The sequence below is a fragment of the Thomasclavelia ramosa DSM 1402 genome (assembly GCF_014131695.1).
Classification (GTDB): domain Bacteria; phylum Bacillota_I; class Bacilli_A; order Erysipelotrichales; family Coprobacillaceae; genus Thomasclavelia; species Thomasclavelia ramosa.
This window is the reverse complement of the sequence record NZ_CP036346.1, coordinates 2,305,348-2,318,221: the sequence shown is the minus strand read 5'-3', so window position 1 is coordinate 2,318,221 and position 12,874 is coordinate 2,305,348. Positions and strand designations below refer to the sequence as shown.

The 12,874-nt window shown below is 31.5% G+C and carries 10 protein-coding genes; all 10 read left to right on the top strand.

What is annotated here, in order from left to right; all coding sequences use genetic code 11:
• Positions 1–95 precede the first annotated feature (95 nt).
• The 10 genes from EYR00_RS11170 (at position 96) to EYR00_RS11125 (ending at position 12,866) form a co-directional block, all read left to right on the top strand.
• Positions 96–1,286 carry an ATP-grasp domain-containing protein gene (locus EYR00_RS11170; protein WP_003536128.1) on the top strand — a complete coding sequence of 397 codons (1,191 nt, stop codon included), beginning with the start codon at positions 96–98 and terminating at the stop codon, positions 1,284–1,286.
• Entirely contained in the window at positions 1,286–2,023 is a 738-nt protein-coding gene (locus EYR00_RS11165) for an esterase family protein (RefSeq protein WP_003536129.1), read from the top strand. Before EYR00_RS11170 ends, EYR00_RS11165 begins: the two co-directional genes overlap by 1 nt.
• A 12-nt stretch (positions 2,024–2,035) precedes the next feature.
• The gene (locus tag EYR00_RS11160) at positions 2,036–3,241 is read left to right on the top strand and encodes an ATP-grasp domain-containing protein (RefSeq protein ID WP_003536130.1); all 1,206 of its coding nucleotides are present in this window, start codon (positions 2,036–2,038) and stop codon (positions 3,239–3,241) included.
• 405 nt (positions 3,242–3,646) lie between these two features.
• Positions 3,647–5,032: a glycoside hydrolase family 1 protein gene (locus tag EYR00_RS11155; protein ID WP_003536131.1), complete on the top strand. Its 1,386-nt coding sequence runs from the start codon at positions 3,647–3,649 to the stop codon at positions 5,030–5,032.
• 73 nt (positions 5,033–5,105) lie between these two features.
• Complete coding sequence (locus EYR00_RS11150; RefSeq protein ID WP_022008080.1) at positions 5,106–5,768, top strand: HAD family hydrolase; 663 nt, start codon at positions 5,106–5,108, stop codon at positions 5,766–5,768.
• Positions 5,769–5,772: 4 nt separating this feature from the next.
• On the top strand, positions 5,773–6,456 hold the full coding sequence (locus EYR00_RS11145; RefSeq protein ID WP_003536133.1) for an HAD family hydrolase: 684 nt from the start codon (positions 5,773–5,775) through the stop codon (positions 6,454–6,456).
• Positions 6,457–6,725: 269 nt separating this feature from the next.
• On the top strand, positions 6,726–9,239 hold the full coding sequence (locus tag EYR00_RS11140) for a purple acid phosphatase family protein (protein WP_003536134.1): 2,514 nt from the start codon (positions 6,726–6,728) through the stop codon (positions 9,237–9,239).
• Between the two features lie 46 nt (positions 9,240–9,285).
• Positions 9,286–10,449: a YibE/F family protein gene (locus tag EYR00_RS11135; RefSeq protein ID WP_003536135.1), complete on the top strand. Its 1,164-nt coding sequence runs from the start codon at positions 9,286–9,288 to the stop codon at positions 10,447–10,449.
• 64 nt (positions 10,450–10,513) lie between these two features.
• On the top strand, positions 10,514–11,956 hold the full coding sequence (locus EYR00_RS11130) for a glycoside hydrolase family 1 protein (protein ID WP_003536136.1): 1,443 nt from the start codon (positions 10,514–10,516) through the stop codon (positions 11,954–11,956).
• 40 nt (positions 11,957–11,996) lie between these two features.
• Positions 11,997–12,866 (top strand): DMT family transporter, encoded by an 870-nt coding sequence (locus EYR00_RS11125; RefSeq protein WP_003536137.1) that lies wholly within the window; start codon positions 11,997–11,999, stop codon positions 12,864–12,866.
• Positions 12,867–12,874: the final 8 nt, after the last annotated feature.

The following is a 12,874-nucleotide window of genomic DNA, read 5'->3' as shown; positions in this document are numbered from 1 at the left end:
GATTGATTTAATATATTTTAAACATGTTTTTAACTTGTATGTTATAATTATGTTAAGCAATGAAAAGTCATTGTATACAATAAAGGAGGGGTTTGATGAATTTTTTATTTATATCACCAATGTTTCCCAAGAATTATTGGAACTTTTGTGATCGAATGAAAAACCATGGTGTTAATGTTTTGGCAATTGGGGACATGCCAAACGAAAGTATTAGTGAAGAACTTAAAAATTCAGTTACTGAATACTGTTATGTTAATAACATGGAAAATTACGATAATGTATATCGTTGTGTAGCATATTTAGCAAGTAAATATGGAAAAATTGACTGGCTTGAGTCAAATAATGAATATTGGTTAGAACTCGACGCCAAATTAAGAACAGATTTTAATGTCAATACGGGGATGAAAGAAGATATTACCAAGATTTTTAAAACTAAGTCAGGAATGAAAGCTTATTATCAAAAAGCTGGGGTAAAAACAGCTCGCTATCATCTTGTCAATACTTTAGAAAATGGTAGGAAGTTTATAAGTGAAGTGGGTTATCCCGTTGTTGTTAAACCTGACAATGGTGTTGGAGCAGCTGCGACATATAAAATTAATAATGATCAAGAGTTAGAGGAGTTCTATAATATTGATCATATTACCCAATATATTATGGAAGAATTTGTTAATGGTTTGATTCTTTCATATGATGGAATTGCTAATAATGAGCATCAGGTATTATTTGAAACATCACATGTTTTTCCTAATTCAATTATGGATGTAGTTAATAATCATAGTAATATTCACTATTATTCTTTGCGAAAAATTCCTGAGGAATTACAAAAATTAGGGCGTAGTGTAGTAAAGGAGTTTCCAGTGAACGCTAGATTCTTTCACTGTGAGTTCTTTCAATTATTAGAAGATCGACCTGGCTTAGGAAATAAAGGTGATTTTATTGGTTTAGAAGTTAATATGCGACCACCTGGTGGTTATACGCCAGATATGATGAACTGGGCTAATGATATTGATGTTTATAATATCTATGCAGATATGGTCACATACAATCATAGTGAATATTATACTAATCGTTCCTATCATTGTATCTATTGTGGACGCCGTGATGGCAAGAAATATTATTATAACGATGATGCTTTGATGGCAATGTATGGTAATCATATTGTAATGAACGAAAGAATGCCGGATATTTTATCAGGAGCGATGGGAAATTATACATATACTGCTCGCTTTGAAACAATGGATGAAGTAAATGATTTTATTGATAAGGTATTAAAGGAGGTCTGTTAATGAAAGTTGAATATTTTAAAGAATATAGTAATTGTTTAAATAGAGAAATGGAATTTAAAATCTATGGGCATACCGGCATTCCGCTATTAGTTTTTCCTGCTCAAGATGGTCGGTTTTATGATTTTGAGAATTTTGGTATGGTAAGTGTGATTGCAGACAAGATCGAAGCGGGATCAATACAAGTATTTTGTTTAGATAGTATTGATGGGGAATGTTGGTCTGATGAAGGCGGAAATGGACCGCATCGTACTTATATGATGGAGCAGTGGTACTATTATGTTATGAATGAACTAATTCCAAGAATTTTTGATATTAATGGTACTGGTCAAAAAATATATACTACAGGATGTTCAATGGGAGCGACTCATGCAGCTAATTTTATGTTTAGGCGACCTGATATATTTCAAGGATGCATTTGTTTGAGTGGATATTATGATAGTGATTTATTTTTTGGTAATTATCATGATGAGAGACTTTATAATAATAGTCCTATTCAATATTTAGAAGGAATGTCATATGATCATCCATATGTAGAAATGTACCGCCATTGTGATATTATTCTATGCTGTGGTCAAGGTGCCTGGGAAGATGAAATGATCTATTCAACTCATCGTATGCAAGAATTATTGGAGAATAAGGATATTCCAGCTTGGATTGATTATTGGGGATATGATGTTAATCATGATTGGGACTGGTGGCAAATTCAATTGCCGTATTTTATAAATCATATTTTATAGGGGGAATTACATATGAATGTAGTATTTATTTCACCGCATTTTCCTTTATATTTTCATAACTTTTGTTCTCGATTAAAAAACCGTGGAGTAAATGTTTTAGGAATTGGAGATGCTCAATATAGTGAGATTAGCAATGAAACAAAAGAAAGTTTAAGTGAGTATTATCGTGTTAATAGTTTGGAAAATTATGATGAAGTATATAAAGCGGTAGCTTATTATATTAGTAAGTATGGTCGAATTGATTTTGTTGAAAGTCAAAATGAATATTGGTTGGAGACTGATGCACGAATTCGCAGTGATTTTAATATATGCAGTGGTACTAAATTTGAAGATTTGGCAGTGATGAAATACAAATCAAAGATGAAAGCCGTTTATGAAAGTGTTGGTTTGAATGTGGCACGATATTGTCTAATTGATACTTTTGAAAATGCTTTGAATTTTATTGATGCGGTCGGGTATCCAGTTGTGGTAAAGCCGGATAATGGGGTTGGAGCTACATCTACTTATAAACTGAATAATCAAGCAGAATTAGAATATTTTTTTGCTACTAAAGATGAGCGTGTTTATATTATGGAAGAATATGTCAACGGACATGTTGAAACTTTTGACGGAATTACCGACAGTAATAAAAATGTTTTAATCGCCAATAGCACGATTATGTTAAATTCAATTATGGATAATGTAAATGAGCATTGTGACACTGCTTTTTGTAATCGTTTTGTTGCTGGTAGTGATATAGAAGAAATTGGAACGAAAGTAGTTAAAGCTTTTGATACAAGAAGTCGTTTTTTCCATTTCGAATTTTTCAGACTTGATTCAGATAAAGAAGGTTTAGGGAAAAAAGGTGATTTAGTTGGTTTAGAAGTCAATATGCGAGCTCCGGGGGCTTATATGCCAGATATGATAAATTTCAGTTATGAAAGTGACGTTTATACAATTTGGGCTGATATGGTAATTTATGATAAATGTTTTATAGAACTAAAGCAGAAATATTTAGTTGCATATATTGGTCGTCGTAATGATATTGGTTATATGTTTGATCATGACCAGTTAATTAGTCAGTTCGGTGGAAATATTATGCTTGATGTTGATGTCCCTGAAGTTTTAAGTGCAGCGATGGGTAATCATGTTTACATGGTTAGAACAGAAAATCAAGAGCATTTAGACTATTTAATTAATGAATTTTTGAAGCGATGTGATGGTAGTAATTGGCGATAATTTAAATACATTTTTAAGGTGTTCAAGTTAAAAATATTACCATATTATCAATATTTGTTAAATTTGTGTTAAAATAAATTTCCTTTTTGAAATTTATATGCTATTATAAGGGCGGTTCAGTAATGAACCACTTTATCCCAAATGTGCATAAGCACAAAATGAAGGAAGAATTTATTCTTCCCTCCCCACAAAGTTAGGACATCCCAGTCCTAACTCCTTTTTATTGAAATAGTCTAGACAACTTTTTTTAAGACTGATATAATATCATGTATAGTGTCACGGCCCCTCTCCCATATAAACCGTGACACTTTTTTCATATTTTGAAAAGCCTTTTATAAATATGAAAAAGAATAATTTTTAAAATTGATAATGCTAAGATAGTAATATCAAGGAGGAATTTATACAATGAACTTTCCAAAGAATTTTTTATGGGGTGGTGCAATTGCTGCCAATCAAGCTGAAGGGGCTTATGATGAAGATGGGAAAGGGCTTAATGTTACTGACGTTAGTACAGGATTAATCAATGTACCTGACTATCGTGTTATTCCTGGTAAATATTATCCTAGTCATGAGGCCATTGATTTTTATCATCGGTATAAAGAAGATTTGCAATTGATGAGTGAGATGGGATTTAATTGTTTTAGAACAAGTATTTCATGGGGGCGTATTTTTCCTAATGGTGATGATGAAGAGCCAAATGAAGCAGGGTTAAATTACTATGAGGAAATGTTTAATTATATGCTGGAGCTGGGAATGGAACCAGTTATAACGATTTCACATTATGAAACACCAATACATTTAGTAGAACAATATGGTGGCTGGAAATCTAGAGAACTGATTTGTTTTTTTGAAAAATATTGTCGAACACTTTTTAATCGTTATAAAGATTTAGTAAAATATTGGATGACTTTTAATGAAATAAATAATGTTCATACGATTCCTTTTGCTGCTGGAGCAATCCGTCATGATAGTAATCTACAAGATAAATTTCAAGCGGCTCATAATATGTTTGTTGCAAGTAGTCGAGCAAATAAGCTGTGTCATGAAATTATTCCAGATGCAAAGATTGGTTGTATGCTGTCATTAAGTGGTGTTTATCCAGCTACTTGTAAACCTGAAGATGTAATGGGTGCTTATAATTTACGTCGTCGTTCATTATTTTTCAGTGATGTGATGATTAGAGGTAAATATCCAAGTTATATTAAACGAATTTTTGAGGAAAATAATATTCAGTTGGACACACGTCCTGAAGATTTTGAATTAATTAAAGATTACCCTTCACAATATTTAGGATTTAGTTATTATCGAACAACAACATATGAAGATGGAATGCCAATTTTAGGTAATACTGGCGGTGTCATTGGAAAAGCTAATCCATATTTAAAAGAAACACCATGGGGCTGGCAAATTGATCCTTTAGGATTACGTTATGTATGCAATGAGCTTTATGATCGCTATCAAGTACCTTTGTTTATTGTAGAAAATGGAATGGGAAATATTGATCAGATTGAAGTGGATGGCTCAATCAATGATGATTATCGAATTGCCTATATTCGAGATCATCTCGAAGCTTTAAAGGAAGCAATTAAAGATGGTGTTGATTTGATTGGATATACTTACTGGGGTCCTATTGATATTGTTTCAGCAGGTACTGGCGAAATGAAGAAACGTTATGGTTTTATCTATGTTGATAAAGATAATCAAGGTCATGGAACTTTAAAACGTTCTAAAAAGAAATCATTTGAATGGTTCAAAAAAGTTATTGCCTCTAATGGTGATGATTTAAGTTAATTGTATTATTAAAGAAAATATAGTAAGATAAGGGAGCGAAAAAACGCTCTTTTATTATATTGGGGGAAGAATGATGAATTTAAAATTAGTGATTTTTGATATGGATGGTTTAATGTATGATACTGAACAAATTGGAATGGATTGTTTAATCAATGCAGCTCAAAAATTTGGTTATGTTATTGATCAAGAATTTGGATTAAGTTCAATTGGCATGAATGCTAATGATTACCAAAAATTAGTTAAAGAAAAATTTGGTGCTGATTATCCTTATGATCTAATTAGTAAAGAATCACGTAAAACACGAATGGCTTATTTAAGAAAAAATGGAATGATAATCAAACCTGGTTTATGTGAATTAATAAATTATTTACAAAAAAAAGAAATTAAGCTTGCTTTAGCATCATCGTCAAGTAAAGAGACAATCGATGAGTATAATCATCTTGCTGGATTTGATAATGTCTTTGATTACATTATTGCTGGAAATATGGTTGAACATAGTAAGCCGGATCCGGAGATCTTTTTAAAAGTGCTTGAACACTTTGAGTTGAAAAAAAATGAAGCTTTGATTTTAGAAGATTCTCGTAATGGAATCATGGCCGCTCATAATGCAAATATTCCCGTGATCTGTGTACCTGACTTAGTTAAACATGGTCAAGATATTACTAAATTAACATATGCCACATTACCTTCATTGAATGAAGTTAAATTAGAAATTGAAAAGATAATCACTAAATAAAACAATGATATTGGAATTGGTGATTTTTGATATGGATGGTTTAATGTTTGATACAGAACCATTGGGAGCAGTCTGTTTTGCAAGTGCGGCTAAACAATTTGGATACATAATTGAAGAAGAATTTCGCTATAAGCTGATTGGAATCAATGCCAATGATCATTATGCTTTGATGAAATCAAAATTTGGTCAAGATTGTCCAGCAAAAGAGATTCATGAATTATCAAAAAAACTTAGAAGCGATTATTTATATAAGCATGGGATCGTAATTAAACCTGGCTTATTTGAATTAATCACATATTTAAAGAATAAAGGAATAAAAATAGCAGTTGCATCTTCTTCTGCCTATAGTAAGATTAATGAATATTTAGCTTTAGCTGGTTTAAAGAATATTTTTGATTTGATTGTTGGCGGTGATGATCTTGAACATGGTAAACCAGATCCGGAAATTTTTTTAAAAGTTTTAAAATATTTTAAAATAGCGGCTGATCATGCTCTTGTTTTAGAAGATTCAACAAATGGAATATTGGCAGCAAATGCCGCTAATATTCCAGTGGTTTGTATTCCAGATTATCTTCCTGATTGTAAAGAAGTATTAGCTCGTACATCTGCTGTATTACCATCATTAGTCGAGGTGAAAAATGAGATTATGAAAATTTTTGAGGAAAATCGGGTATGCAGTTTTTTGTAAATGAAATGAATTTGTGCGGTATTAAAAAATAAGGATAATAATTATATATTATAATGATATATCACTAATTATATTATGTTCATTTAGGTAAAGCAGATGTAAAAAAATAGAGGATATTTTAAGGAAATGTTACTTTTTGGGTAACGTTTTTTTAGTTTTTGTATCTAAAATAGATATTGTGTTAATTTAATTAAGTCTTTGTAAACCGTATTGTTGTTATATTTTATGAATGATAAGATGTTGGTGTTAAAAATAAAGGGGAATAGACAATGAAAAAAAACAAAGTTTTAAAAGTTTCAATGGCGACATTAGCATTGTTGATGTCGGCTGGATATGTAGCGCAAGATTATCAAGTTACACCAACTTATGCTGAAACAACAAAAATTGGAGATTCAGCGCAATTGATTAGTACGGCAACAACATGGAAATATTTAGACAATAATGTTGATCCGGGAACTGAAACTGACCGTTATGCCTGGACAAAAGCAGATTATAACGATTCAGAGTGGAAAAGTGAAGCTGGAAAATTTGGTGCAAAAAAAGGAAAATTAGAAGATTTAGGCGATGGTTTTGTACCAACAGTTTTATTAAATCAATATATTAATGGAGTTAATGGAGATGATATTCCAGCATTCTTCTTTAGAACTACAGTTAATATTAGTAATTTAGATGATTTCAGTAGTCTAAGTGGGAAACTCTATTATGATGATGCAGCAATTGTTTATATCAACGGTGTTAAGGTAGCATCGTTTGATGAACCAGAGGGTGGCTTTGAATCAAACATGTCTTATGGCGGTTCAAATGCTAGTAATCCTAAAGAAGGAGTTATTTCACTAACAAAAGAACAGTTAAAAGATGTTATTAAGACTGGTCAAAATACGATTGCTGTAGAATTACATCAGGGTCGTGCGAGCAGTTCAGATATCTATTTTGAGTTTAATAATCTTCAAGTTGATTACGGCCAAGAAGAAACAACAGTTGAACAAAAGGCGCTTAATTTAACTATCGGTGAAGATGAAACAAGAATGAATCTTACCTGGTACGCTAATACTAATACTTCGGGAACTGTTCAGCTGGCTAAAGCAGGAGCTATGATCAATGGTGAATTCCCAAGTCAATTTACAACGGTTGAAGCTACGAATAATCAGGCAAACGATAAGGGATTTTACTATAACCAAGCAACATTGGCTAACTTAGAAGAAAATACTAAATATGTATATCGCGTTGTTAATGGTGATCAAGTGAGCAAAATTTATGATTTCACAACTAAAGATTTTGATGGAAGTTATAACTTCATCTTTGCAGGTGATCCACAAATTGGAGCAAGTGGTAGTGCTTCAAAAGATACAGAAGGATGGGATAAAACATTAAGTGATTCAATTAATAAGTTTAATCCAAACTTCATTCTTTCAGCTGGTGACCAAGTTAATACTGCAAGTGACGAGAATCAATACAGTGGCTACTTAGATCATGAAGAATTAACAAGTGTACCTCAGGCAACAACAATCGGAAATCATGATAGTAGTTCAAATGCTTATACACAACATTTCAATTTGCCAAATGAAACTGCTAAAGGGGAAACTGCAGCAGGAACTGATTATTGGTATGTTTATAATAATACTTTATTTATGAATATCAATACAAATAATACAAGTACCGCAGAACACAAAGCATTTATGAAAGAAGCAATTAAGGAAAATCAAGATGTTCGTTGGAAAGTAGTTGTTTTCCATCACTCAGTTTATTCAGTTGCTTCTCATTCAGTAGAGAGTTCTATTTTAAAACGTCGTGAAGAATTAACACCTGTATTTGATGATTTAGGTATTGATGTTGTTTTAATGGGACATGACCATGTTTATGTACGTAGTAATATGATGAAAGGAATGAAAGTTAGTCAAGAAACAGAGGATTTAACTAGTGTAACAGATCCTGAAGGAATCTTATATTTAACTGCCAATTCAGCAAGTGGCAGCAAGTATTATGATATCAAGACTAATATTAGTACTGACTTTGTTGCTAAAATGGATCAATCAAAACAACGTTCAATTTCAAATATTGAAGTTAGTGAAAATAGTTTTAAAGTAACAACTTATTTATACAACAGTAATGATAATCAATGGTCAACTTTAGATGAATTCACTATTAATAAATCAGTTGAAACAAACAATCAAGAAATTACATTAGTACCAGAAGAAACAGCAAATGATATTAGAGTAGTTGCTCCAGTAGGAACAGTTGAAAAAAACAGTACTTTATCAGCAGTTGAAGTGAATGAGGGTGACTTATATCAAGGAATTAAAAATACCTTAAATACTATTTTAGGTAGTGATAAGGATTTTAAAGTATTTGATCTATCACTAATCAAAAATGGAAATATTATAAATCCATTAGGAAAGGTTCAATTATCATTAGCACTACCAGAGGGATATGATGCTAGTAAGTTATTGATCTATCAAGTACAAGATAGTCAAAACAATGATATAACACTAAATTCGATTACATATACAATTAAAGATGGACGGATTATTATTGAAACAGCTTCATTAGGACAATTTGTTTTAGTTAACAATGTAGAAAATAAAAAGCCAGATACAGGTAATGGTTCAAATACTAATCTTCCAACAGTTAAGCCATCAAATACAAATAATTCTACTACAACGACAAATAATAAGGTTGTAACCGGTGATAATAGTAATCTTATTGCTTGGGGAACATTATTGTTTACAGCTTTGGGATGTTCATTAGTTGCTTATAAATCAAAAAAAGAAGAAAAGTTAAAATAACTAGTGGTAATCATTGATTACCACTAACTTTTATTAGAGGTCATTTATGAAGATATTTAATGAATTAAAAGAGAATCGTGTTGTTATTATCATTATGCTCATTACGATAATTGCAGCTGGTTTTTTTAATCAATATTTAGCTAAGGATTATTCTCGGGTTAATAACGATTCAACTGATTTTGTTAGCGGGAAGATAGTAGAAATAACGAGCAGTAATCTTGAATATGATCAAGATTTAAAAATAAATCTTGGAAAACAAGTAGTTGTGGTTGAGATTCTTGAAGGAAAAAGTGCAGGAAAAAGAGTAGAGATCGATAATTATCTAACAGCTGCTCATAATGTTGAAGTTGCGATTGGCTCGAAAGTGATTATCTCAGCTGATGAACCAGATGGAATAGACTCGTATTATACGGTTTATAATTTTGATCGTGGCTTAGGAATGATTATTTTTACTTGTGTATTATTGCTTGTTATCATTGCAATTGGGCGCGGAAAAGGGGTTAAAGCAATCTTAGGATTAGCTTATACATTATATTTAGTAATTTTTCTATTACTGCCAACTGTATTTTCAGGTTACTCACCAGTATTAATGAGTATTATCTGTGTTGCTTTATCAACGATTGTTACATTAATGTTGTTAAATGGTGCTTCTAAAAAGACTTACAGTGCAATTGTGGCAACAGTTTTAGGGGTAGTTTTATCGGCAGGGGGATTTTATTTAATGTCATTAGTACTAAAAGTTAATGGTTTTAGTGTTGATGAGGCAGAAAGTCTTGTGTTAATTAATCAAGCTACGGGATTATCGATTAAAGATATTTTATTTGCAGGGATTTTAATTTCATCATTAGGGGCAATTATGGATGTTGGAATGTCAATTGTTTCTGCCTTATCAGAATTATTTCATCATCAGCCAAACTTGACTCAAAAACAAATTTTTGATTCAGGAATAGAAATTGGTAAAGATATGATTGGTACGATGACAAATACCTTGATTTTAGCATTTACTGGTAGTGCATTTGTTTCATTATTAGTCTTATTTTCATACAATGTCGACATTAAACAACTATTAAGTTCTAATTATATTGCAATAGAATTTGCTCAAGGAATTGCTGGTACTTTAGGAATCGTATTAACTGTTCCAATTGCTTCGTTTATTAGTGCCTGGGCATTAACTAATAAAAAGAGTAATAACAATTTTTTCAAGAGTTGAAAAAAATTTTGTAATATCTGAATAATCAGTTAAAATGTACATGACATAAACAAGGAGGTATTATATGAGTTTTCCAAAAGGATTTTTATGGGGTGGTGCAACTGCTGCTAACCAATTAGAAGGTGGTTGGAACGAAGGTGGAAAAGGAATTTCATGCCCTGACATTTGTACTGGTGGAAGCCATACTCAAAGTAAAAGAATTACACCAACATTAGAAGAAGGGACTTTCTATCCATCACATATGGCAATTGATCATTATCATCGTTTCAAAGAAGATATTGCTTTATTTGCTAAAATGGGATTTAAAGTATATCGTTTTTCAATTGCTTGGACAAGAATTTTTCCTAATGGTGACGAAACAACACCAAATGAAGAAGGATTAAAATTTTATGAAGATTTAATTGATGAATGCTTAAAATATAATATTGAACCATTGATCACAATCTCACATTATGAAGTACCGTTTGGTTTAACAAAGAAATGCAATGCTTGGGCATCACGAGAAATGATTGACTATTACATGAATTATTGTAAAACTATTTTTGAACGCTATAAAGGTAAAGTAAAATATTGGTTAACTTTTAATGAAATTAATAGCGCAACGATGCCAATGGGAGCTTTTTTATCACAAGGAATTTTAAATGAACAAGAAAAAAGCACTGATTTTACAAATCAGGTTGATGATCCCCAATTACGTTTTCAAGGATTGCATCATCAATTTATTGCTAGTGCTAAAGCAGTTCAATTAGCCCATGAAATTGATCCTGATTATAAAGTTGGTAATATGATGATTTATGCAACATCATATCCATTAACTTGTGATCCTGATGATATCATTAAAAATCAACAACAAAATCATATCATGAACTATTTCTGTAGTGATGTTCAATGCCGTGGATATTATCCAACATACATGAAGCGTTATTTTAAAGAAAATAATATTGAAGTAACGATGGAGCCTGGGGATGAAGAAATATTAAAAGCTGGACCAGTTGATTTCTATACATTCTCATACTATATGTCAGTATGTCAAACAGCCGATCCAACTAAAGGGGCTGGTGAAGGTAATATTTTAGGCGGTGTAGCAAATCCATATTTAAAAGCATCTGATTGGGGATGGCAAATTGATCCTAAAGGATTACGTTATTCACTAAATGAAATCTATGATCGTTATCAAATTCCAGTAATGGTAGTTGAAAATGGTCTAGGAGCATATGATGAAATCGAAGCAGATGGTTCAATTAATGATGATTACCGGATTGATTATTTGAGAAGTCACATTGAACAAATGCATGAAGCAATTCTAGATGGTGTGGATTTAATTGGTTATACACCATGGGGATGTATTGATTTGGTATCTGCATCAACAGGAGAATATGCTAAGCGTTATGGTTTCATTTATGTTGAAAGATATGATGATGGAACAGGTGATTTTTCAAGAAGAGAGAAAAAATCATTTAATTGGTATAAAAAAGTTATTGAAACTAATGGTGAAGATTTGGGATAATAGATGTGCATAGCACATCTATTATTTTTATGGAGGAAAAATGAAAACTAAAGGATATTTTTTAACAATTTTATCAGCAGTTATTTTTGGCTTTACCCCGATTCTTGCTAAAATAACTTATTCAATGGGGAGCAATGGAATTACAATGGCCTTTTTTCGACATTTATTTGTAATACCAATCTTATTTTTAATTATGAAATGCCAAAGATTGCCTTATAAAATAACTTTACATCAGTTAAAGAATATTTGTTTAGTAGGAATTATTGGTAATGCTTTGACTGTAGCGGCACTATATACTTCATACAGTTTTATTCAAGTTGGGAGTGCTACGGTACTTCATTTTCTTTACCCGATGTTTGTTTCATTAATATGTTTCTTTTATTATAAAGAGAGATTATCTAAAGCTGTTAAAATATGTTTAGGAACAGCTAGTTTTGGAATTTTATTTTTTATCGAATTGGGTGGTTCATCTTTTTTAGGACTATTTTTGGCTCTGTTTTCAGGTATAACATTTGCTTATTATATGGTAGGTATTGAAAAGTTAGGATTACAGTCTTTGAATCCTTATGTATTAAATTTCTATTTTGCAATCGTTATTTCAATCTCATTATTAATGATTGGACTGATCAGTGGTCAGCTTGAACTGATTTTACCAGTTGAAGCATATGGCTATTCTTTCTTGATTGCAGTTTTAACATCAATCGTTGGAATTATCTGTTTACAACAGGGGGTTAGATATTTAGGTGCAGCTACAGCGTCAATCTTAAGTATGTTTGAACCGGTAACAAGTGTTATTTTTGGGATTATTATTCTCCATGAACAGTTAACAATCGTTAAATTAATTGGATGTTTCATTATTTTAAGTGCAATTACTGGTCTGATTGTTTTTAACGGGAAGCAAACTGAATAATTTTTAAG

Coding starts and splice junctions, on each gene's coding strand:
- EYR00_RS11130 (WP_003536136.1), top strand. CDS start 10,514: ATGAGTTTTCCAAAAGGATTTTTATGGGGTGGTGCAACTGCTGCTAAC.
- EYR00_RS11155 (WP_003536131.1), top strand. CDS start 3,647: ATGAACTTTCCAAAGAATTTTTTATGGGGTGGTGCAATTGCTGCCAAT.
- EYR00_RS11145 (WP_003536133.1), top strand. CDS start 5,773: ATGATATTGGAATTGGTGATTTTTGATATGGATGGTTTAATGTTTGAT.
- EYR00_RS11125 (WP_003536137.1), top strand. CDS start 11,997: ATGAAAACTAAAGGATATTTTTTAACAATTTTATCAGCAGTTATTTTT.
- EYR00_RS11165 (WP_003536129.1), top strand. CDS start 1,286: ATGAAAGTTGAATATTTTAAAGAATATAGTAATTGTTTAAATAGAGAA.
- EYR00_RS11150 (WP_022008080.1), top strand. CDS start 5,106: ATGAATTTAAAATTAGTGATTTTTGATATGGATGGTTTAATGTATGAT.
- EYR00_RS11140 (WP_003536134.1), top strand. CDS start 6,726: ATGAAAAAAAACAAAGTTTTAAAAGTTTCAATGGCGACATTAGCATTG.
- EYR00_RS11170 (WP_003536128.1), top strand. CDS start 96: ATGAATTTTTTATTTATATCACCAATGTTTCCCAAGAATTATTGGAAC.
- EYR00_RS11135 (WP_003536135.1), top strand. CDS start 9,286: ATGAAGATATTTAATGAATTAAAAGAGAATCGTGTTGTTATTATCATT.
- EYR00_RS11160 (WP_003536130.1), top strand. CDS start 2,036: ATGAATGTAGTATTTATTTCACCGCATTTTCCTTTATATTTTCATAAC.